The organism is Maribellus sp. CM-23, assembly GCF_021354595.1.
Taxonomy (GTDB): Bacteria; Bacteroidota; Bacteroidia; order Bacteroidales; family Prolixibacteraceae; genus Draconibacterium.
The window spans coordinates 13,558-37,029 of sequence record NZ_JADWYJ010000008.1 but is presented as its reverse complement, the minus strand read 5'-3'; the positions used below and the strand labels follow the sequence as shown (position 1 = coordinate 37,029).

The following is a 23,472-nucleotide window of genomic DNA, read 5'->3' as shown; positions in this document are numbered from 1 at the left end:
AAATTATTGGTGGTGCTATTATGCTGTATGAAAACGTAACTAACATGTTTTCACCGAAGCCATTATTGTTTTGCGAACAATGAATGGAATGATTAGCTTTAAAGCACATCTTTAAAACCAAACTTATGATCAGGCAACTTTTACCTATCCTCTTGTGCTTGCTTTTTCTGTCGGGCCAATTAACGGCTCAACAGATAATTGAAAAAACACCTGCCAAAGAGCGGGAGAAATGGTACGGTGAGTTTTTGAAGATGAAAGAGGCTTCAGATTACCGGCAACTTTCGTGGCAATTTATTGGCCCCACCAACATTAGCGGACGTATGACCGATGTGGAAGTTGTACAGCCAAAGGGAAAAAGCTACACCATTTATGTGGCCGGAGCATCAGGTGGAATTTGGAAAACAGAAAACGAAGGAGTAACCTGGATTCCGGTATTTGAGCACGGTATGTCAACAGCCTTTGGCGACATTGCTCTTGATCCGCAAAATCAGGAAACGATCTGGGCCGGAACCGGAGAAGCCAATATTTTCAGAAGTTCGAATGCCGGTGCCGGAATTTATGTTTCGAAGGACGGAGGCAAAACCTGGGCACACAAAGGCTTGACAAATACCAATACCATTGCCCGTATTTTGGTTGATCCGAATAATTCGGAGGTTGTTTATGTGGCTGCCGGAGGAAATGAGTGGACCAATGACAAGGAACGGGGTGTTTACAAAACAACTGACGGAGGTACAAGCTGGAAGAAAATTCTATATGTTGATGAAATGACAGGCGCTTACGATCTTGTGATGGACCCGAATGATCCGAACACAATTTATGCAAGCATGTGGCAGCGAATCCGCAAAAAATGGAACGATCCGCGCACCGAAGCGGATTATAAAAATACCGGGTTGTACAAAACAACGGATGGGGGCAAAAACTGGAAGGAAATAAATACCGGGTTGCCGCAGCCAAATCAGCGCGGACGAATCGGGATAGATCTTTGTCGGGCACAGCCCAATACACTGTATGCTTTTGTTGATAATTACGAGAAACTTGCTGAAGATCATTCGCTCAACCAGGAAGAAGATGCCTACGGACGGCCAAGCAGCGGGCGAATTAAGGGAGCAACAGTTTACCGTTCGGATGACGCCGGTGAAAACTGGCGCCAGGTAAGCGAGCAAAGCGAATACATGGAAGGTATGTCGGGGACTTACGGATGGGTATTCGGACAGGTACGTGTCGATCCTGTAAATCCGGACAAAGTGTATGCGATGGGCTTGTTCCTGAATGTTTCGGAAGATGGCGGGAAAACCTACCGGCGTATCGGGAATATGCACATGGATCACCATGGTTTGTGGATCGATCCGGATAATACCAACTACCTGGTAAATGTGAACGATGGCGGCGTTGCCATTTCATACGACGGAGAGAACTTTCGCACCTTCTATGATAATCTGCCCCTGGTTCAGTTTTACAACGTAGGTATGGACAACTCGAATCCTTTTCATGTTTACGGTTCTATTCAGGATCATTTTAGTTACCGTGGAGTGGTGGACCTGCGTCGTGGCCGCGACCGGATTCCGGCTGTGGAGTTTGAAAGTACTCCCGGAGGAGAGGGAAGCATTCACGTGGTGAACCCGAAGAATCCCGATATTCTGTATTCTTCCGGGTTTTACGGAACCATCACCCGCAGTGTGCTCAGTACCGGCGAATCAAAAGAAATTATGCCGCCGGTGCCGGAGGGAGTCGATAAGTTGAGAGGACAATGGCTGGCACCTTTTGTTCTTTCGTCCCATAACACCGGCATTATTTACCACGGAACCCAGTTTGTGCATCGCTCCATGGATGAAGGAGAAACCTGGGAGCGGATCAGTCCGGATCTCACTTACAACGATCCGGATAAAAAGGGAGATATTCCGTATCAAACCATTTTTACGATCAGTGAATCGCCGCTGAAATTTGGAGTGTTGTATGCCGGCACCGATGATGGGCGGGTTTGGATGACTTTAAACAGCGGTGAAAATTGGGAGGAGATCAACAAAGGTTTGCCATTCCGTAAGTGGGTGTCGCACATGGAGGCTTCGCGTTATGCTCCCGGCCGTGTTTATATGACTCAAAACGGAAAGCGCGACGACGATTTTGCAGCTTATCTTTGGAAATCGGAAGACTACGGGAAAACGTGGGAAAACATTCAAAACAACCTTCCTTATGGCCCGGTGAATGTGATCCGCGAGGATCCAAAGAATGAAAATATATTGTATGTAGGAACTGATTATGGCGTGTTTGTCTCTTCCGACCGGGGGAAAAGCTGGCAAACGCTTGTGGGGGATTTGCCTACCACTTATGTGCACGATATCAACATTCATCAACGCGATGATATTGCCGTGATTGCCACGCACGGGCGTGGTATGTGGGCGCTCGATGTCCGAATTATGCGAGAGGTAGCAAAAGCTGCTACGGAAGATGTTGCGGCAAAAATTCTTGAAATTCCGGAAGTTTATACTCCCCGGGGACGACGGTATTGGAGAAATGCTCCCGGTTTAAAAATTCCGTTTTACTTGAAGAAAGGAGAACCTGTGACGACTATTGTAAGTGACACTGAAGGAAAAGTTATTTTTAATGAAAGTCAAAACGCCGGAAAAGGTTTGAACTACGTGAACTGGAATCTTCAGAACCATGACAAAGAATTCGTGGAAGCCGGAGAATACGTCGTAAAAATAGCAGGTCCGGGATTTGAGAAAGAAAAGAAACTGGAGGTAAAAGAATTCAGAAGAAGATAAAGTATCTTACACCCATTGGAAACTCACGATTAATTTGTAGAAATGCTTCATGAAAAACAATATTGAGATCATGGAGTTTCATTGAATGCAAATTAGATAAACAATTTTAAACAAATGAAACTTGGAATTATCATTGAAACAAAAGAGTACGAAAAAGCATGGAATGCATTTCGCTTTGCGGTAACTGCCCGGAAAAAAGGACACGATGTAAAAGTTTTTTTGATGGGAGAAGCGGTGGAATGCGAAGGGCTGATTCACGAAATTTATAACGTTGATGAGCAGTTGAAAGCTTTTATCAGTGTGGGCGGTGAAATACTGGCCTGCGGCACCTGTTTGACATCGCGACAACTCGAGAGTACCGAAGCCTGCCCGATTTCAACCATGACCGACTGTGTTGCTTTGGTAGAGTGGGCCGATAAAACGGTTACTTTTTAACGTTTTTCATTTATATCTTTTTAATAGATGATATTTTCAAAAATCACTTAATTAAATGATGTTGTTGTTTATCATTAAATAAAGTGATAATTTTAGAAAAATTAAACGCATGATCAGTGTAATTACCGGCGATATTATCCAATCAAAAAAACTGGTTGCTGAAGAGTGGCTCACAAAATTAAAACACGAGCTGAACGAAATCGGCAGCCAGCCTGCAAGCTGGGAGATTTACCGGGGTGATAGTTTTCAGGTGGAAATCGCAGATCCCGGGCAGGCGCTGAAAACGGCAGTAAAAATCAAAGCCGCGATCAAAAGCATCCGGAAAGGAGATGTGCGCATGTCGATCGGAATCGGAGAGAAGACCCACAGTGCAACCCGCATCACCGAATCTAACGGAAGTGCCTTTGTTTACTCGGGGGAAGCGTTTGAAAAACTCGCGAAAGCAAAGCAGAACCTGGCATTTGCGTCCCCCTTTGAAACGTTTAATCGCGACATGAATCTCATGCTCCGGCTGGCACTTGTTTCCATGGATGCATGGACGGTTAACTCAGCAGAAATGGTTCACCTGGCGCTCGGGCACCCGGAAAAATCGCAGGCACAACTTGGCGATATGCTCGGAATCAGACAAAATGCCATCAGCAACCGGCTGAAAAGAGCTAACTTCGATGAAATACTTGATTTGCTGAACTGGTACAAAAATCGGGTAGAAGGATTAAAGTAAGGGCTACAAATTGTTGAATAATTGAAAGTTGAAAAGTACATCCTATGATTTTACTAAAACTCATATTCGCACATTTGTTGGGGGATTTTATTTTGCAACCCAATGCATGGGTAGTTGCCAAAGAACAAAAAAAATGGCGCGCCTGGCAATTATATGCGCACGTGGGCATCCACTTTGCCTTGATCTGCTTGCTTGTATGGCAGGCTGATTTTATTATGTGGGCGGTTTTGCTGACGTTTCTGCATTTTACAACCGATATTCTGAAATTGTATTTTCAGAAACCAAGCAGCAAGCGCACCTGGTTTTTTGCCGATCAAATCATCCACATTTCTGCGATTGTATTGATTTGGGCCTGGAGCCAGTCTGTTTCGCTCAATGTATTTAGTATTCTCGGGAACCAGAATTTCCTACTGCTTATCACATGTTTGTATGCTTTAACGCAACCTGTATCCGTATTGATCCGGATTATTATTTCAAAATGGACACCCGACACCGGCAGCAACAATACGGACTCGCTGGTGAGTGCCGGTAATTTTATCGGAATCCTCGAGCGTTTGTTTGTGTTTGCTTTTGTTATTGCCGGAAAGTGGGAAGCAATCGGCTTTTTACTTGCTGCCAAGTCGATTTTTCGTTTTGGCGATCTGAAAGAAGCCAAAGACAGAAAACTCACCGAATACGTGTTGATCGGTACGTTGTTAAGTTTCGGAATTGCCTTGCTGATGGGAATTCTGTTTAATTTCCTTCAGCCGATGTCGTTGTAAGCCCAAGCAATTAGCCGTTTAATGAAGGCATATAAAATGCAAGAATGATTTGAATAAACCATAAAATAACCTGTAATCAACTTACTATTATCATGAAACTAAACCACGTAACCTATCTTATTTTTAGCTTTTTAATTCTAGTCTCCGCATGTCGTAATTCAGCGAAACAAGACTCGCATGAAGCCGATGTCGTGATTTACGGCGGAACGTCGGCGGCTGTTACTGCTGCCGTGCAACTGGCCCGGTCAAATAAATCGGTGATTATTGTATGCCCCGACAAGCATTTGGGAGGATTAAGTTCCAGCGGACTGGGTTTTACCGATACCGGGAATAAAGAAGTTATCGGTGGTTTGGCGCGCGAATTTTACCAGCGTGTTTACGATTACTACCAGCAGGATGAAGCCTGGAAGTGGCAAACAAAAGACAGCTATGGCAACAAGGGGCAGGGAACTCCGGCAATGGATGGCGATAAACGCACCATGTGGATTTTTGAACCGCACGTGGCTGAAAAGGTTTTTGAGGATTTTATCAGCGAAAACAATATCCGTGTTTTTCGCGACCACTGGCTCGACCGCCAAAACGGCGTGACTAAAGATAAGGCGAAAATCACCTCAATTCGCACACTTAACGGAGCAACGTTTAAGGCGAAAATATTTATGGATGCCACTTACGAGGGAGATTTAATGGCTGCTGCGGGCATAAGCTACACAGTTGGCCGGGAGTCGAACAAAAAATACAACGAAGAATGGAACGGTGTACAGGTGGGAGTTTTACACCACGGTCATCATTTCGGAAACCTGAAGATCAGTCCGTATGTTATTCCCGGTGATCCGGAAAGCGGTGTTTTACCGCTGATCTCCACCGATTTTCCCGGAAATAAAGGAGATGCAGATCAACGTTTGCAGGCCTACTGTTTTCGCATGTGCCTGACAAAAACACCCGAAAACCGTATTCCTGTTGAACGTCCTGCGAACTACGATTCAACGCAATACGAGCTGCTGGTGCGGGTGCTGGACAGCGGTTGGCGGGAAACGTTCCAAAAATTTGATCCCATTCCAAACCATAAAACTGATGTAAATAACCACGGTCCTTTTAGCTTCGACAACATCGGGATGAATTACGATTACCCCGAAGCGAGTTACGAACGCAGGGCAGAAATTATCCGGGAGCATGAAAACTATCAAAAAGGACTTTTGTATTTCTACGCCAACGATTCGCGGGTTCCGGCAGAAATCCGGGAAGAAATGCAGCAATGGGGGCTGGCAAAGGATGAATTTGCCGATAACGGAAACTGGCCACACCAGATTTATGTGCGGGAAGCACGCAGAATGAGAGGCAAATTTGTAATGACGGAGAACGAAGTACTGGGTAAAAATCCGGTTTTGGATCCCATTGGAATGGGCTCGTACACCATGGATTCTCACAATACGCAACGCTACATCACACCCGAAGGTTATGTGCAAAATGAGGGCGATATTGGCGTTCATCCAAAGCATCCGTACCAGATTTCGATGGGCTCTGTTTTGCCACAGCAAAATGAATGCACCAATCTATTGGTACCCGTTGCGGTTTCCAGTTCGCACATTGCATACGGATCGATTCGCATGGAGCCTGTTTTTATGATCCTCGGGCAAAGTGCAGCGATAATGGCCGACATGGCTTTGAATAAGAAGCAGGATCTTCAGAATATTGATTACGAAAGTTTAGATAAAAAGCTGCTGGAAGCCGGACAGGTATTGAGTTATTAGGGCGCTGCAATGATCTGGACCATTGGAACAGAACATGTTGAAGTGTTGTCTGTTTTACTAGTATAAATAGAAAAACAGCGGACATGAAAACATTAAGTGATCAACAAATCAGGGAAAATTTGCAACAGCTCGATTCTACCTGGCAACTGGAAGGCCAGTTTATAAAGCGTTCGTTTCGGCTGAAAGATTTTACGGCAGCTTTTTCGTTTATAACAGCAGTGGCTTTACTGGCCGAAAAAGCTGATCATCATCCGAATTGGGACAACAGTTATAACCGGGTAAACATTGCCTTAACGACGCATTCAGCCGGTGGTTTAAGCGAAAAAGACTTTGATTTGGCTACAAAAATTGATGCGTACTTCCGTCAGATCTCATAAATCGAGGCAGGTAAAAATTCCAACGTTGGCAACTTTCAGGGTAATAATCCATAGCTCTTTTCGATTCTTTTGCGAAATGCTTAGTTTTGCGCCGCAATAAAAAACAACTATGAGATTAAACAAACTACTACCGGGGCTGCTTTTCATCTTATTGATTTATGGCTGCGGTGCTCCCAATGTGTTGACCAACGCAAAAACCGAAGCGGAAACCTACGAAACAGCCGGAAACTTTGTTGCTGCATTGGCGCAGTGGAAGTCATTTATTGAATCCACACCATTGGAACAGATCGCGGGTGCTGACTTTGCGAAGGCTGCAAAACTGGCTTTCAAAGCTGGCGATTCGGAAACAGCCAAAAGCTGGTTTGATCAGGCCCGGTACAAAAATTTTGCTGATGCTGAAATGTATCAAACCTTGTCCGAAATTTACCGTTCAGAGGGCAATCTTTCCAAAGAGTTATCCGCACTGGAAAGCTATTCTGAAAAATTTGGCAGCGACAACGCGACGGTTAATGAACGCCTTTTTCAGTTGTATGCTGAAATAAGTTCGTGGGAAAAGGCAAACGAACTCTGGGGAAAAATGAACGAGGCTTCAAAGCAGACTGAAAATAATCTGGGCACTTATCTGGAAGTAAATAAAAAGCTGGAAAATAATGCGATATGCGATTCGGTTGCGACCGCTCTTTTAAGTCTGAATCCGGATCAGCCGGAAGCGCTTGACTGGTTGGCAACGAAATATTACTGGGCAGGGCAGGAGCGTTACGAGGTGGAAATTGAAAAATACGAGCGAAACAAAACCCGTAAACAATATGCGCTATTACTAAAAGAACTTGACCAGGTAACCGCCGACTTCAAAAAAGCACTTCCGTACCTGGAAAAGCTGTGGGCACAAAAGCCGGGGAAAGAATATGCAAGTTATTTTGTAAATATCTACGCGCGTTTTGGAGACGAAAAGAAGGTGGACTTTTATCAAAAATATTTGTTTCAGTAGTTTTCCGGAATATCAATAAAAACAAATGCAGCATAAAAAGGATATTCCTGATTGTGCTGCATTTGTTTTATCGATCGGTGGGAGAGTTACAAATCATCACCCCAACCGCCACCGAGCGTTTTGTACAGGTCAGAATAAGCAGTCAGAACTCTTTTCTGAAGTTCAGAATAGTAAAGTTCAATTTCAAACAAAGTACGTTCGGCTTCCAATACTTCCAGGTAACTGGTTATGCCGCCGTCGTAGCGTTGCTTTGATAGTTTCGCTGCATTGTCGGAAGCACTCAGTTGCTTTTCCACCAATTGCTTTTCTTCCAGTAATGTTTGTATGGTTACCAGTGCATCCTCCGCTTCGCGAAAGGCAGAAAGCACCGTTTTTTCGTAGTTCAAACGCATTTGCTCTGTTCGTTCTTTCTCGGCTTCAACTCTCCGCTTGTTTTTACCAAACTGAAAAATGGGCCCCAAAATACCTGCACCTACTGATCCCATCACGGCGTCACCGGCATTGAACGATTCAAGGTCGGCGCTGGCCAGCCCGAATAAACCTGTTAAGCTGATGGACGGAAAACGTAACGCCTGTGCAACGCCAATCCGTGCATTCTGAGCTTTCAGCTGCTGTTCTGCTTCCAGAATGTCGGGTCTTCTCTCAAGCAATTGAGAGGGCATTCCAACGGGAATATTTTCCGGCGGTGTCAGCTTGTCGAGTTCTGATACATTGTCCAGCGTTTGCGGAGCTTTTCCGAGTAAAACACTTAAGGCATTTTCAGTGAATGCAATGGATCGTTTGTACACCGGAATCGATGATGCGGCATAGGCTTCCTGTATTTGTGCCTGATTCAGGTCAATTTCCGGCACAATTCCTTTATCAAAACGTTCCTGAATTATTCGCAAAAACTCGGTTCGAGTTGCCAATGTTCGCTGGGCAATTACCAGCCGTTTTTTATAGTCGAGCAGGCTATAATAACTTTCGGCTACACCGGCCACCAGGCTAAGCTGTATGGCTTTCAGCCCGTATTCGCTGGCGGTTAACTCAGCCAGAGCAGCTTCGTTGGCACGCCGGTACTTTCCCCAGAAGGCAATTTCCCAGTTGATATTGGCGGTTGCCGTTAACGACGCATTTGTATTTCCCGTAGGGAAAGCGCCCAATGTGTTGCCATACATTGTGTTTCCTCCGAGCATAAGGGAAGGGTAGAGGTCGGCCCTCGCCATACCCAGGTACGCACGCGATTCATTTACCCGCGAAAGCGCCATTTGCGCATCCAGGTTGTTGAGCAAGGCTGAATCGATAAGATCTGCCAGGGCTTTGTCGGTATATATGCTTTGCCAGTCGGGAAGCGCAGTTGTATCGGTGACTTCCGTTTGTGCACGGAAGTTTTCCGGACTTTTGATTTCCGACTTTTGAAAATTCGGACCTACCATGCATCCCGTCATTATCACAAGGGATAGAATAATAGTGCCCGATTTTTGAAATATGCTTGCTGTCATCATTTTCAGATTAGTTGATTTATTGTTTCTTTTCCGCAGCCAATTGTAGCTTCTTCTCGCGTTTCTTTTCGTAGCCGGCCAGTTTGCCAATAAAGATGAAAAGCATCGGGTAAAGAAAAACCCCCAGGAAAGTGGCAATCACCATTCCTCCCATCAGGGCCATTCCCATCACTTTACGCGCTTCTGCTCCCGATCCAGAGGCTACAATCAACGGTAGAATACCCAGAATAAAGGAGAAAGCTGTCATTAAAATAGGGCGAAAGCGCGAGCGGGCAGCTTCGATAGCGGCATCGTACAACGATTTTCCTTTGTCAAATTCCTCTTTGGCAAATTCCACGATCAGAATAGCATTTTTGGCCGCCATCCCGATCAACATCACAAAACTTACCTGGGCAAAGATGTTATTCTCGAACGAAGTGCTCAGAAAGCGGGCACTCCAAAGTGCAAACAGCGCTCCGAAAATGGCAAAAGGTGTTCCGAGTAAGATACTGAAAGGCAACGACCAGCTTTCGTACTGTGCCGCCAAAATCAGAAATACAAACAAGAGCGAAAAAGCCATAATAATTCCGAGAGAACCGGAGGCTTTTTTCTCCTGGTACGACATGGCATTCCATTGGTAACCCATGTCTTCCGGCAGAACTTCTGCCGCCACTTCTTCCAGAGCATCCATGGCTTGTGTTGATGTATAGCCTGCGGCAGGTGTTCCGGTTATTTCCACGGCCCGGTACAAGTTAAAACGGTTGGTGTATTCAGGCCCCGTAACAGGTTCAACAGTTGCAAGTGTTGCCAGCGGAATCATATCTCCGCTGTTGTTCCGGATAAAGAAACTGTTTATGTCTTTTTCGGATAAACGGTATTGGTTTTCAGCCTGAATATAGGTTTTGTACTGCCGCCCAAAGCGCGTAAAATCGTTTACGTATGCACCGCCCATAAAAGCCCCAACTGTAGTATACAAATCGTTGAGAGAAATACCCATTTTCAAGGCTTTTTCCTTATCGATATCTAAATACCGCTGCGGAACATTGGCCTGAAAAGTAGTAAACGCACTAGCAATTTCCTCCCGGGCACTGGCTGCCTGAATAAATCTATTGGCATTTTGAGCCAGGTAATCGGGGGTGTTGCCGGCACGATCCTGTAGCACAAAACTAAAGCCTGAACCGTTTCCAAGTCCCGGGATGGCTGGCGGTCCGATGGCAAATGCCTGTGCTCCCTTAATTTGGGTGGCTAATTTGATATTGATTTCCTGCATCAGGTCTTTCACTGTCTTTTCGCGTTCATCCCAGTCGATCAGATTTATAAACATAAAGCCAGTATTGGTGGCCATCGCCCCCGACAACAGACTAAAACCTGTAGCGGTGGTTACGAATTCAATTTCAGGATATTCAGCCAAAATTCCTTCAATCTGTTTCGCCACCACATCCGATCGCTGCAAAGAGGCGGCATCGGGCAGCTGCATGTTCACAAAGAAATAGCCCATGTCTTCTTCGGGAATAAAGCCACCGGGGACAAGCTTGCCAAACAGTCCGGCCAATATGGTTAGCAGAACAATAAAAATAACTCCACGCTTTATTTTGCGGCTTAAAATGCCTGTCAAAGTCATGTAGCTTTCGGTCGATTTCCCCATCCATTTGTTGAACTTGCCAAAAAACCAGCCAAGCGGGCCTTTGTAAGGCTTGGGTTCTTTCAAAAGAAGAGAAGCAAGCGCCGGACTCAGTGTCAAAGCATTAACCGATGACACCAATACTGACACCACAATGGTAATGGCAAACTGCTGGTACAAACGTCCTGTAATGCCTGCCATTCCGGCTACCGGAATAAATACCGCTACCAACACAAGGGTAGTTGCAATTACCGGAGCGGTTACTTTTCGCATGGCATCAAGGGTCGCTTCTTTGGCGTTCATCCCGGATTCGATGTTAACCTGAACTGCCTCAACCACCACAATGGCATCGTCAACCACAATGCCGATGGCGAGCACCAGGCCAAGCAGTGACAGCACATTGATGGAGAACCCGAGCAAAGGGAAAAAGATAAATGCCCCCACCAGCGAAACCGGAATAGCGATGGTCGGGATCAAGGTGGCGCGCCAGTCCTGGATAAAAAGAAATACCACCAGAACCACAAGAATCAACGCAATGATAAGTGTTTCCACAATATCGCTGATACCCGCGCTGATGGCAGCAGTTGAATCGAGCGATACATCGTATCTTATTCCTTCCGGGAAACTGCCTGATAGATTTTCAATTTCATCTCTGACCCGGGAAGCCAACTCTACTGCATTGGAGCCCGGAGCCTGATAAAGTGCGATGATGGAGGATTTTTTTCCGTTTAAGCGGTTGAACGTGCTATAGGTTTCCACACCCAGCTTAACTTCGGCAATATCTCTGAGTTTAACCTGTGAACCATCGGATTCTGTTCTGACTACAATGTCTCCGAATTCCTCGGGCGAATTAAAGCGTTCGGGCATGCGCACTGTATAGGTGAATTCAGTTCCCGGAGGAGCAGGTTCTGCTCCGAATTTTCCACCCGGAACGACTGCATTTTGTTGATTAATGGCAGCCAGGATTTCGGGAATCGTGATTCCAATGGCAGCCAGCCGGTCGGGTTTTACCCAAATACGCATGGAATAATCGGATGCCCCGATAACATTTACGCGTCCGATTCCACGAATACGTGCCAGCTGGTCTTTGATATTGATAAGGGCATAGTTACCCAGAAAATCCTGGTCGTACCGCCCATCAGAGGTTAGGGTGATCAGCATCAGAACATTCGATAATGATTTTGCCGTGGTTACGCCCATTTTTTTCACCGACTCAGGCAGTTTGGCGGTAGCGGCCGAAACACGGTTCTGCGTCAGAACGGTGTTCATATCCGGATCAGTTCCCACTTCAAACGAAATCTGAATATTCATGGATCCATCGTTGGCATTGGTCGATTTCATGTAGATCATGTTGTCGACGCCGTTGATTTGCTGTTCGAGCGGTGTGGCCATCGATTCTTCCACCGTTAGCGCATTGGCGCCGGTATAAGAGCCCCGAACCTGCACAATGGGAGGCGTGAGGTTGGGATACTGTTCTATAGGAAGGCCGTTGAGCATAACAAAGCCAACAATCACGATTACAATTGCGATTACCATGGCTACAATGGGCCTGTGAACAAAAAGGTTGCCTTTACTTTCCGACATAACTTCGATTTTACTGTTCGTGGTATTGACTGTTGAACTCAACTACGGTAGGGTTTACGACCATATCGTTTTTAACCTTTTGGAGTCCTTCACTTATTATCCGGTCTCCCGCCTGCAAGCCATCCTTTATCAGCCAAAGATCCCCAATCTTGTTACCGGGAGTGATTTGGCGTGTTTCCACCTTGTTTTCAGGGTTTACCACAAAAACCGAATATTGCCCCTGAAGTTCTTTTATGCATTTTTGAGGAATGAGCAAGGCGTTTTTATGTTCAATCGGAATACGAACCTTCGCATATTGTCCCGGACGAACGATCCTGTCAGGATTTTTGAAATGCGTTTGCACGAGGATCGTTCCGGTGTTGCTATTTACCCCCCGGTCGATAAATGTTACCGAACCTTTGTAATCGTGTATGCTGCCATCGGCCAAAACAAGTTCCAGATCTTCTCTGAAATAACGCGATTCGTCAAAAATCTCCTTGCTGTTATCGGCCATTTTAATTACCCTCAGGTATTGGTTTTCAGGTAAAAAGAATTCAACGAAGATCTCGTCCATTTTGGATACTGTATTCAATACAACGATGGGATACTGACCGACCAATTCTCCCACATCGGCCAGTGATTTTCCAATAATTCCATCGATGGGGGACTTTATCTGAGTATAGCTGAGGTTAATTTTAGCGATTTCAAGATTTGCTTCGGCGGCTTCAACCATCGATGTAGCTGCATCGTATTGAAGTTTGGCAGCATCCAGATCGGCCTTGCTTACAGCGTTTGATTCTGCTAATGGCTTGTAACGGTCGAAGTCACTCTTTGCTTTGGCAAACTGTGACCTTGCTTCGGCAAGCAGGCTTTGTTTGGCGGCAACTTCTGCCTCGTAGACTTGCTTGTCGACCGTGTAAAGGAGCTGCCCTTTTTTTACCGGAAATCCCTCTTTGAAATGTACACTTTCTAAATATCCCGGCACGCGGGCCCGGATCGAAATATCCTGGTAGCCGGATACCTCTCCAACAAAATCTACTTTCTCTACAATGTTTTGTTGTTTTACGTTTACTACTTCTACATTAACGGGTGGCATTTGTTTCGTGCCCGTCTGTCTGCATCCGAAAAACGCGAATGCAATCATAAAAGCAAAGGTTAATCTGCTTTTTGTTAAGCTTGGTTTGTTCATTTTTTGTTTATTTATAGCGAATCACAGTTATAAGTTAGTGATTTTCTGAAATTCTGAACGCGTCAAAACAACATAAAATGAATATTATTTCAAGCTTTTGGGAAGTTTCCAGAAGCTGGATTTTGGTTATCCAAAATCAGGATAAGTCAGAAAAGATGGATGTCAGATTGAATAAAGATGGATGAAGATTGAATTAACTTTAGCGATTTCATCACTTTTGTCTATTGATCCTGTTGCGCAATACGTGTAACTCCTCCTGAGACTACAAATTTCATTACTTCGGCCGGAGACATGGAAAGCTTCTCCACGCGATCGGCAGGAACCAGGTATAGTTCGCCGGAAAAGTTATAGGAGTGCGGAAAATAAACGGCAGTCATGTCTTTCAGCTCGAATTCTTCAAGCGAATCTTTGGTAATAAAACCCAGTTTCCAGAGGTTGTTTTCTTTATTGAAGTGGACTTTTACGGGAACATTGAATTTTTTTTCGTTGCCAACAAAAGCTGAAAACAGATCCTTTAGCGAAGTATAAAGAAGGTTCAGTAAGGGGATTCGTTTGATAAAACTTCCTCCCAGATGTTTTATGGGCGCTACAAGTGCGGTTTGTCCGATAAACCCTAAGATAGTAAGCGACACAACCAAAATAACAATTCCGAGGCCCGGAATATGGACGCCAATTACGGGTTTTAAGTTGCTGGCCAGCCAACCGTCAACCGTTACAAAAACAGTGTAAAGAATATAGATAATGATGGCTACCGGTGCTACCAGCAGCACTCCCTGAAAAAAATAACTGCCCAACTTTTTCATGTCTGTTTTTTTATGTTCACACTATTTTGCGTGAAAGTACAGCTTTTCAAAAAAAGTTGAGCAGTTCGGATGTTGCTTTATTGCAAATGGTCTTTCAAAAAGTTCGTCATTTTCGTGTAGAGGTGCATTGTTGTGTTTCCTCCACGGATGCCATGATCACGATTGGTATACAGGGCCATGTCGAACTGAATACCGGCTTGTACCAGCTTCTCGGTCATTTCGTAAGTGTTTTGAGCATGCACATTATCATCAGCTGTCCCGTGAATAATCAGCAGTCTTCCTTTAATATCTTCCGCATGATTCAATGGCGAATTATCGTCGTATCCTCCCGGGTTTAACTGGGGTGTACGCATGAAACGTTCAGTATAAACCGTGTCGTAAAACCGCCAGTTGGTAACCGGAGCAACCGCGATACCTGCCTTAAACAGATCGCCGCCTTTTTCAAGCGAAAGCAAAGTCATAAAGCCACCGTAGCTCCACCCGTAAATGGCAATGTTCGACGCATCCACATGGGGGAGTGTTGTCAGATAACGGGCGGCTTCCACCTGGTCGTCCGATTCGTATTTCCCAAGCTGCAGATAAGTAACTTTTCTGAAATCTTCACCACGGGCGGCTGTTCCTCTCGGATCGACACACACCACCAGAAAACCTTCCTGTGCAAGGTAGTGGTTCCAGCCAACACCGCCCCACGAATCGCTTACACTTTGCGAGTTGGGGCCGCTGTACTGTGTCATAAATACCGGGTATTTTTTAGAGGCATCAAAATCAAGTGGCTTGATCATGTATCCGTTCAGCTCAACACCTTCCGAAGTTTTAAACTTGAAAAACTCTTTTTGCGGAACATTCATGGCCTTCAAGGTATTTTTCAGTACCGTGTTGTCTTGCAATGTGCGCACAATTTCACCCTTTTTGTTTTCGTGAAGCGTAATGTAATCGGGCACTGTGTTGCTGCTGAAATAATTGATGTAATAGTTAAAATTCTTGCTGAAAACGGCATCGTTGGTGCCTTCCATTTTAGAAGTTTTGCCTTGTAGTTTTTTATCCTGGCTGATAAAGTACACTTCACGGCGAAGGGGCGATTCAGCGGCTGCCTGGTAATAATACACTTTTTTGGCCGCATCGTAGCCGTAAAACTTGGTTACGTCAAACTCGCCATCGGTTAACTGCGCCAGTTCAATGCCCTGGCTGTCGTACAAATACAGGTGCGACCAACCATTACGTTCGCTCAGAACTACAAAGTTCCCGTTGTCTAAAAAAGTAAATGCATCCAGGAAATCTTCATCCACATAGCGTTTGTTTTTTTCGGTCAGCACTTCGCGCGCTTCGCCGGTATAAGGATTGGCATAAAGTACGTCGAGTTGGTTTTGAAGGCGGTTAAGGCGCATTACCACCAGGTCGTTTGCAGGCGACCATTTCAGGCGCGGAATGTAGATATCAGTATCGGTGCCGGTATTAACAGGGATCGTTTTCTTGGTTCGTATTTCGTAACTCAACACCTGAACTTCCGAGTTCTTTTCTCCTGCTTTAGGATATTTCCAGCTAGCTTCACCGGGGTACAGTTTGAAAGCTGCATATTCAGGTGTAGCACCTGCGTACATGGGCATTGAGAACTCCGGAACTTCGCGTTCGTCGAAACGAATAAACGACAGAAACTCGCTGTTGGGCGACCACCATATCGCTTTGTTAAAACCGGTGAGCGAACTAAAATCGCCAAATTCTTCTTCGTACACCCAATCGGGTAAGCCATTGATGATCTCGTTTTTCTTCCCGTCGAAGGTAGCCTGTGTTGTGCTACCGAATTTCAGATTTTTAATAAAGATGTTATTATCGCGCACATATGCCACCCGGTTGCCGTCGGGCGAAAAAGTAGCAGCCTGTTGCGCACCTTTATCCGAAAGCGCCGTAAGTTCTTTGGTTACCGAGTTCCAGATATAATATTCGGCCGTAAAAGAATGGCGGTAGATCGGTCTTATATCGGTGGTAAAAAGTATCTGGGTTTCGTCCTTACTGAATTCATAGTTGCTAAATGAACCAATCGGAGCATCTTTTACACTTTTGACATCAAAAAGAACCTCCACTTCTTTTCCGGTTTGGTAACTGTATTTCACCACTTTGGTATTTCCTTCCATGGTTGTATAATGAATTCCGTCGTTCATGGAGCGAAGTCCGTAAACCGACGAGGCACGAAAAGTTCCTTTTATCAAAACATCTTCGAGTGTAATTTTTTGAGCTTCTTGTGCTTGAAGGCTAAACGACATCCCAAACAGAAGCGCAATAAACAGAAATTGTTTCATCTTGTTTTGCATTAATATTTATGACTTCGGACAAAAATAACAAATGTTAATGAAGCCAAAAGACCAACGGGAAAATTAACATTTCTGGGTTGGAATAAACACCCAAAAACAAAATGCCACCCGAAAATTCATCCGGACGGCATTTGTACCAAAGTCGGTCGAGTTATGAAATTAATCTGGATTTCACCTAAAATATACTTCTGAAAACTTCATTTAATAGAGCCAGTTATGTCTTTTGAACAGAAACTTTAAACTCGCATGTAATTTTCAGAAGCACAAATAACGCAATAATTTTCTCTCGCAAGTATTATTCTGATATTAAAATTGTCGTTTTTCTGTGGAATTTCTGTTTTTTATGCAGCCTACAGTGGTAATCTGTAATAAAACAGTGTATTGAGAGTGAAAAATGTGAATCAGTGAATACGAATGATATCGGGCAGTGAAGATATCAATAGAAAGGTGTTGAAAATTTGGGTTAAAATTCTTCGTTACAAATCCTTTGAAAGGTTGAAATATTAAAGGATTCATTATCTTTGCCCCACTTTTTTAAGGAGCATTAGTAAGTTAAAACTGTTCTTATCCTTGTCTGTTCTGAAAGCAGCGTGGCTGTGGTAATTGGAAGAACGAACATCTTGTGAGAACCGAAAACAAACATAAAATGATTAAAATAACACTACCGGACAACAGTGTGCGCGAATTTGATGCGGCAGTTACCGGAATGGAAGTAGCAGAATCCATTTCACCGAGGCTGGCAAAAGACGTATTGTCGGTTTCAGTTGACGGTGTGGTTTGGGACCTCACCAGAAAAATTGATCACGATGCTAAAATAAAACTGCACACGTGGGATGACCGGGAAGGAAAAGATACGTTCTGGCATTCGTCGGCTCACCTGATGGCTGAGGCGATCGAATCATTTTATCCGGGAACCAAGTTTGGGATAGGCCCAACCGTTGATACCGGTTTTTACTACGATGTTGATCTGCCGGAAGGAAAGACGATTTCGGATAAAGACCTGGAGAAGATCGAAAAGAAAATGCTGGAACTGGCCCGTCAGAAAAATGACATTGTTCGTTCTGATATTTCGAAGAACGATGCGATGAACCTGTTCACCGAAAAAGACGACGAGCTAAAACAGGAACTGATCAGCGAACTGGAAGACGGAACCATTACCTTGTACAATCAGGGTAATTTCACGGATCTTTGCCGTGGGCCGCATCTCCCGAATACCAGCTATATAAAAGCCATTAAGTTAACCGCGATTGCCGGTGCCTACTGGCGCGGCAACGAGCACAATAAAATGCTGACCCGTATTTACGGGGTTACTTTTCCGAAACAGAAAATGCTGGATGAGTATCTGGTGATGATGGAAGAAGCCAAAAAACGTGACCACCGCAAAATCGGAAAAGAAATGCAACTGTTCACTTTCTCTGAGAATGTAGGGCAGGGGCTTCCGTTGTGGCTTCCGAAAGGCGCCCAGTTACGCGAGCAACTGGAAACCTTCCTGAAAAAGGTGCAGAAGAAATATGGTTACGAACAGGTAATCACTCCCCATATTGGCGATGTGAAGCTGTACAAAACTTCCGGGCATTTCCAGAAATACGGGAAAGATTCGTTTCAGCCAATCACAACTCCGGCCGAAGGCGAAGAGTATTTGCTGAAACCGATGAACTGTCCGCACCACTGCGAGATATACAAAGCCTGGCCACGTTCGTACAAGGATCTTCCGGTACGTATGGCAGAATTTGGTACCGTGTACCGCTACGAAATGAGTGGTGAATTACACGGATTGACGCGTGTGCGCGGCTTTACTCAGGATGACGCCCACCTTTTCTGTCGCCCCGACCAGGTAAAAGATGAGTTCAAAAAGGTAATCGATATTATTTTTATCATTTTCAAGGCTTTGAGTTTTGAAAATTATACGGCTCAGATTTCACTGCGTGATCCGGAGAAACCGGAAAAATACATCGGGTCGCCGGAGAACTGGGACAAAGCAGAACAGGCCATTATTGAAGCTTGCGAAGAAAAAGGATTAAATACCGTAACCGAATTGGGAGAAGCTGCTTTCTACGGTCCAAAGCTTGATTTCATGATCAAAGATGCGTTGGGAAGGAGCTGGCAGCTGGGAACTGTTCAGGTAGATTACAACCTGCCCGAACGTTTTGAGCTGGAATATATCGGAGCAGACGACAAACGTCACCGCCCGGTAATGATCCACCGCGCACCGTTTGGATCGATGGAACGCTTTGTGGCTGTGCTTATTGAGCATACTGCCGGTAAGTTTCCATTGTGGCTGACACCAGAACAGGTAGTTGTTCTGCCAATCAGTGAAAAGTATAACGATTATGCTAAAAAAGTTTCAGAAGTTCTAAATATTTCCGATATTCGCACCGTCGTTGACGACCGTAACGAAAAGATTGGTAGGAAGATACGCGACAACGAATTAAAAAGGATCCCTTATTTGCTGATCGTAGGCGAAAAAGAAGCCGAAGAAGAAACAGTTTCGGTACGCCGCCAGGGAGAAGGAGATAAAGGAACGATGACGATAAATGAATTTGCTGAATTTATAGCAAACGAAGTAAGAGAGCAATTATCAGGATTGTATAACTAACTTTAGGAGGAACGTAAAATAGCTATTAAAAGAAGAGGCCCGAGAAACTTTCAGCCGAGAAGAGAAGAAGAACCACAACACAGGATTAACCAGAAGATCCGTGTTCCGCAAGTACGTCTGGTAGGGGACAACATTGAAAACCCCGGTATATTTCAGTTACGTGATGCATTAAGACTGGCTGATGAGATGGAATTGGATTTGGTAGAAATTTCGCCAAAGGCCGATCCGCCCGTTTGTAAAATTACTGATTACTCTAAGTTTCTTTACCAGCAAAAGAAGAAACAAAAAGAAATGAAGGCCAAAGCCACCAAGATTGTGGTAAAAGAAATTCGTTTTGGCCCTCAGACCGACGAGCATGACTACCTGTTTAAATTGCGTCATGCCGAGAAATTCCTTCAGGAAGGTGCAAAAGTAAAAGCGTTTGTATTCTTCAAAGGTCGGTCGATACTGTTTAAAGAACAGGGAGAAATTTTGTTGCTGAAATTGGCAACTGCTCTCGAAGAGCTTGGAACAGTAGAACAAATGCCGAAACTGGAAGGCAAGCGTATGACAATGTTTATTTCACCTAAAAAGAAATAATTCTTTTAACGGAATTATTTCTCGTGCACAGAGGATCTTCCGATGTGCACGGAATATATAGTTCTTTGATAACATTTTAATTTAGTAGGAATTATGCCAAAAATGAAAACGAATTCCGGAGCTAAAAAACGTTTTAGACTCACCGGAAGTGGTAAAATTAAAAGGAAGCACGCCTACAAAAGTCACATTCTGACTAAAAAGAGTACAAAACGTAAGCGTAATTTGACTTATTGGACAACCATCGATAAGACAAACGAAAGCAACGTTAAACTTTTGTTGTGCATGAAGTAATCCGTCAACTGACGGACTTGCTTTCACTTATCCTTTTAACGAGAAAGGTAAAAAAAGTTAAAAACCAGATGATTGTGCTTTAAAGTATTTCCGTCTGTCAGCTGACGGACCGGAGAGCGCCGATTATCAAAAAAGTAAAAAGTATGCCAAGAAGTGTAAATCATGTAGCATCACGTGCCCGGAGAAAGAAATTACTGAAAAAAACTAGAGGTTATTTCGGGTCGCGTAAAAATGTGTGGACGGTTGCAAAAAACACCTGGGAAAAAGGTCAGCAGTATGCATACCGCGACAGAAAAGCGAAAAAAAGAACATTCCGTGGATTGTGGATTCAGCGTATTAACGCAGCTACTCGCCTCGAAGGAATGTCGTATTCACAATTCATGGGATTGTTGAAAAAGAACGATATTGAAATCAACCGCAAGGTTTTGGCCGATTTAGCAATGAATCAGCCCGAAGCGTTCAAAGCAATCGTAGAAAAAGTAAAATAAGAAGACTATTACTTAGGTGAAATACATTGAACCCGTAGGAATTTCCTGCGGGTTTTTTTGTGTCAAAAAAAAAAGGAAGCCTTGAGCTTCCTTTTCTGTTTTATTTTCGACTACTCTTATTGGAGTTGAACCAGCACAACTGATTTTGAAGGTAGGTTTACAGATAATTTTCCACCTTTGGGTTTGACTACCGAAAACGCCTTGATCGAAACTTTTTCGTTTTTTCCAAAGTCGTTGTAATCATTTAACTGTTCGGCAGTAACGATTTGCCCCGTAGCTGAAGCATATTCATTTCCCGGGATTACAATTTCAACCTGTTCCGAATTGTTGGGATCGAGGTTGCAGAGCGTAACCGAAAGCACACCGTCTTTTACTGATGACGAAGCATGTACTTTGGGCACCGATTTTCCTTCGTAACTGTATTTCCCGGTTTCGATATGGGCCGGCACAAGATTCGCATCCTGGTGCACGTTGTACATTTTAAATACATAATAAGTCGGCGTCAATACCATTTCATCACCTTTGGTAAGAATTACGGCTTGCAATACGTTCACCATTTGCGCAATATTGGCCATTTTCACGCGGTCGGCATGGTTGTTAAAAATATTGAGGTTAACTCCGGCAACCAAGGCATCGCGTAAAGAATTCTGTTGATAGAGGAAGCCGGGATTCGTGCCTTCTTCCACGTTAAACCAGTTCCCCCATTCATCCACGATTAAGCCAACTCTTTTGCCCGGATCGTATTTGTCCATAATGGTTGAATGGCGGGTTACCAGTGTTTCCATATCCAGGGTTTCATGAAGTGTTTCAAACCACTCTTTCTCTCCAAAACCGGTGGCATTTCCTTTATCTCCCCAGTTGCGCGTCTGTATCGTGTATTTATGAAGCGAAATCCCCTGCATCAAACCCCGGTTGCGGGCTGTTTTTTGCATCACAACATCCATCCAGTTGTAATCGCCTTCGCTCGGGCCACACGCAATTTTATAAAGATTGCCGTGAGTAAATGTGGCAAATCGTTTATACAGATCGGCGTAATATTCCGGGCTCATGTTTCCTCCGCAGCCCCAGTTTTCGTTCCCAATTCCCCAGTATTTTACGTTCCAGGGCTCTTCGCGACCATTCTTTTTGCGAAGTTCGGTCATGGGGCTGAGGTTCGAAGAAGTAACATACTCAACCCATTCGCTGGCTTCCTGCACAGTACCAGATCCTACATTTATATTAATGTAAGCATCCGCATCGATCAGTTCGCAAAAATCCAAAAATTCATGTGTTCCAAAACTGTTGTCCTCAGTAACATTTCCCCAGTTAACGTTTACAATCGACGGGCGGTTTTCGCGCGGTCCGATACCATCTTTCCAATGATAAGTATCGGCAAAACACCCTCCGGGCCATCGTAAAACCGGAATCTTCATCTCTTTCAAAGCACCGATTACATCGTCGCGGAAGCCACGTACGTTTGAAATTTCGGAATCTTCGCCTACGTAAATTCCTCCATAAATACAATGTCCGAGGTGCTCGGCAAAATGTCCGTAAATATCTTTGCTGATCTTTGTGTTACTTTGTTCGGGATGCAAGGTAAGTTTACTTTGCCCCCACGATGCGCTGATACAGGCCACCAGCATCGTGATTAATAGTGGTTTAAGTTTGATCATGTTGTAAGCATTTAATTTGATTTTCTAAATATAATGAATTATTGTCATTTGAACACTTATTTTTGAATTGTTTGCAGATGTGTATATTTTTCGAGTAGAATTGGATACTGATAATAGAAAAGCCACGAAACAATCAGACGGTAGCAACATTAGAATTGCTAAGCTTAAATCACTATTTTTAGTGAACCTATATTTACAAATGATACGAACATTAAACCAAAAACATGAATAGGCCTATTGTAATTGGAGCAGGAGAACTTTTGTGGGACATGCTTCCCGGTGGCAGAGAACTGGGAGGCGCACCGGCCAATTTTGCCTGGCATGCATCTCAACTGGGAGGGCAGGGAACTGTGTACAGTGCCGTAGGAAAAGATCAATTGGGAAATGAAATAATTGATCTTTTGCATAAAAGACGGATGGATACCCGTTTTATTTCGCAATTGGAAGAATACCCCACAGGCAGGGTTGATGTTCTGATTGATTCCTCCGGCGTACCCGAATATACCATCCAAACAGATGTTGCCTGGGATAAAATTCCCTTGTGTAATCAACGTAATGAGCTGGTGAATCAGGCTTCCGCATTTTGTTTTGGGGCGCTGGCTCAACGCGATTCTGTTTCATTTCATACCATTCAGTCTTTACTGGATGAACTTCCGGTAAGTTGCCTGAAAATATTCGACATCAATCTCCGGCAAACATTTTATTCCAAAGAAGTCATAAACCTATCGCTTCAGAAATGTGACATCTTAAAATTAAACGAAGATGAACTTCCGGTTGTGGCAAAAATATTTGGAATAGAAGGAGACGAGACGCATATTCTTGATCGCTTATTGAATGATTTCAGAATTGAAATGATTGCCCTTACAAAAGGTGGAGCCGGAAGTTTGATTCGGACAAGTTCAAAGAGAAGCTGGTTGGAATCTCCAAAGGTAACTGTTGCTGACACGGTGGGAGCAGGTGATTCGTTTACAGCTACTTTAGCAATGGGACTTTTAAAGAAATGGCCGGTAGATAAAGTTCATCAGCTGGCTGTGGAAGTTTCAGCCTATGTATGCACACAAAAAGGTGCGATGCCACTGCTGCCTGAAGCTATCACGAAAGTCTTCGCCGAGGAGTGATCGAGTTTCTCGAA

The 23,472-nt window shown here is 44.3% G+C and carries 18 protein-coding genes; 12 read left to right on the top strand and 6 right to left on the bottom strand.

Translation table 11 applies throughout. The annotated features are described in order from the left end of the window. The first annotated feature begins 125 nt into the window (after nucleotides 1–125). The 7 genes from INQ51_RS21105 to INQ51_RS21075 all read left to right on the top strand — a co-directional run bounded on the left by INQ51_RS21105 (nucleotide 126) and on the right by INQ51_RS21075 (nucleotide 7,792). The gene (locus INQ51_RS21105) at nucleotides 126–2,762 is read left to right on the top strand and encodes a VPS10 domain-containing protein (RefSeq protein WP_233379971.1); all 2,637 of its coding nucleotides are present in this window, start codon (nucleotides 126–128) and stop codon (nucleotides 2,760–2,762) included. A gap of 114 nt (nucleotides 2,763–2,876) precedes the next feature. Further along, nucleotides 2,877–3,197 (top strand): DsrE/DsrF/TusD sulfur relay family protein, encoded by a 321-nt coding sequence (locus INQ51_RS21100; RefSeq protein ID WP_233379970.1) that lies wholly within the window; start codon nucleotides 2,877–2,879, stop codon nucleotides 3,195–3,197. A gap of 109 nt (nucleotides 3,198–3,306) precedes the next feature. After that, the gene (locus tag INQ51_RS21095) at nucleotides 3,307–3,918 is read left to right on the top strand and encodes a SatD family protein (protein WP_233379969.1); all 612 of its coding nucleotides are present in this window, start codon (nucleotides 3,307–3,309) and stop codon (nucleotides 3,916–3,918) included. Between the two features lie 44 nt (nucleotides 3,919–3,962). Next, nucleotides 3,963–4,679 (top strand): DUF3307 domain-containing protein, encoded by a 717-nt coding sequence (locus INQ51_RS21090; protein ID WP_233379968.1) that lies wholly within the window; start codon nucleotides 3,963–3,965, stop codon nucleotides 4,677–4,679. Nucleotides 4,680–4,771: 92 nt separating this feature from the next. Further along, complete coding sequence (locus INQ51_RS21085; protein ID WP_233379967.1) at nucleotides 4,772–6,427, top strand: FAD-dependent oxidoreductase; 1,656 nt, start codon at nucleotides 4,772–4,774, stop codon at nucleotides 6,425–6,427. A gap of 83 nt (nucleotides 6,428–6,510) precedes the next feature. Further along, on the top strand, nucleotides 6,511–6,804 hold the full coding sequence (locus INQ51_RS21080; RefSeq protein ID WP_233379966.1) for a 4a-hydroxytetrahydrobiopterin dehydratase: 294 nt from the start codon (nucleotides 6,511–6,513) through the stop codon (nucleotides 6,802–6,804). Between the two features lie 109 nt (nucleotides 6,805–6,913). Continuing rightward, nucleotides 6,914–7,792, top strand: a complete 879-nt coding sequence (locus tag INQ51_RS21075) for a tetratricopeptide repeat protein (RefSeq protein WP_233379965.1) — start codon at nucleotides 6,914–6,916, stop codon at nucleotides 7,790–7,792. Between the two features lie 86 nt (nucleotides 7,793–7,878). On the opposite strand, the gene INQ51_RS21070 is transcribed toward INQ51_RS21075, so the two are convergent. The 5 genes from INQ51_RS21070 to INQ51_RS21050 all read right to left on the bottom strand — a co-directional run bounded on the left by INQ51_RS21070 (nucleotide 7,879) and on the right by INQ51_RS21050 (nucleotide 16,722). Beyond that, the gene (locus tag INQ51_RS21070) at nucleotides 7,879–9,276 is read right to left on the bottom strand and encodes an efflux transporter outer membrane subunit (RefSeq protein WP_233379964.1); all 1,398 of its coding nucleotides are present in this window, start codon (nucleotides 9,274–9,276) and stop codon (nucleotides 7,879–7,881) included. Nucleotides 9,277–9,292: 16 nt separating this feature from the next. Continuing rightward, nucleotides 9,293–12,457, bottom strand: a complete 3,165-nt coding sequence (locus INQ51_RS21065) for an efflux RND transporter permease subunit (protein WP_233379963.1) — start codon at nucleotides 12,455–12,457, stop codon at nucleotides 9,293–9,295. Nucleotides 12,458–12,467: 10 nt separating this feature from the next. Then, a complete protein-coding gene (locus INQ51_RS21060; RefSeq protein ID WP_233379962.1) occupies nucleotides 12,468–13,580 on the bottom strand; it encodes an efflux RND transporter periplasmic adaptor subunit in 1,113 nt (370 codons plus the stop codon). Between the two features lie 266 nt (nucleotides 13,581–13,846). After that, nucleotides 13,847–14,428: a DUF502 domain-containing protein gene (locus tag INQ51_RS21055; RefSeq protein ID WP_233379961.1), complete on the bottom strand. Its 582-nt coding sequence runs from the start codon at nucleotides 14,426–14,428 to the stop codon at nucleotides 13,847–13,849. A gap of 77 nt (nucleotides 14,429–14,505) precedes the next feature. Then, nucleotides 14,506–16,722 (bottom strand): S9 family peptidase, encoded by a 2,217-nt coding sequence (locus INQ51_RS21050; protein WP_233379960.1) that lies wholly within the window; start codon nucleotides 16,720–16,722, stop codon nucleotides 14,506–14,508. 658 nt (nucleotides 16,723–17,380) lie between these two features. On the opposite strand from INQ51_RS21050, the gene thrS reads away from it, so the two are divergent. From thrS to rplT, 4 genes are all read left to right on the top strand, one after another. Continuing rightward, nucleotides 17,381–19,330, top strand: coding sequence for a threonine--tRNA ligase (gene thrS, locus INQ51_RS21045; protein WP_233379959.1), 1,950 nt, complete (start codon nucleotides 17,381–17,383; stop codon nucleotides 19,328–19,330). Nucleotides 19,331–19,348: 18 nt separating this feature from the next. Continuing rightward, nucleotides 19,349–19,909 carry a translation initiation factor IF-3 gene (infC, locus tag INQ51_RS21040; protein WP_317207978.1) on the top strand — a complete coding sequence of 187 codons (561 nt, stop codon included), beginning with the start codon at nucleotides 19,349–19,351 and terminating at the stop codon, nucleotides 19,907–19,909. 93 nt (nucleotides 19,910–20,002) lie between these two features. After that, nucleotides 20,003–20,200, top strand: a complete 198-nt coding sequence (gene rpmI, locus INQ51_RS21035) for a 50S ribosomal protein L35 (protein WP_038562273.1) — start codon at nucleotides 20,003–20,005, stop codon at nucleotides 20,198–20,200. A gap of 143 nt (nucleotides 20,201–20,343) precedes the next feature. After that, entirely contained in the window at nucleotides 20,344–20,688 is a 345-nt protein-coding gene (gene rplT, locus INQ51_RS21030; protein WP_119438652.1) for a 50S ribosomal protein L20, read from the top strand. A gap of 116 nt (nucleotides 20,689–20,804) precedes the next feature. On the opposite strand, the gene INQ51_RS21025 is transcribed toward rplT, so the two are convergent. After that, complete coding sequence (locus INQ51_RS21025; protein WP_233379958.1) at nucleotides 20,805–22,340, bottom strand: alpha-N-arabinofuranosidase; 1,536 nt, start codon at nucleotides 22,338–22,340, stop codon at nucleotides 20,805–20,807. Nucleotides 22,341–22,564: 224 nt separating this feature from the next. On the opposite strand from INQ51_RS21025, the gene INQ51_RS21020 reads away from it, so the two are divergent. Beyond that, nucleotides 22,565–23,458: a carbohydrate kinase family protein gene (locus tag INQ51_RS21020; protein ID WP_233379957.1), complete on the top strand. Its 894-nt coding sequence runs from the start codon at nucleotides 22,565–22,567 to the stop codon at nucleotides 23,456–23,458. The last annotated feature ends 14 nt before the right edge of the window (nucleotides 23,459–23,472 follow it).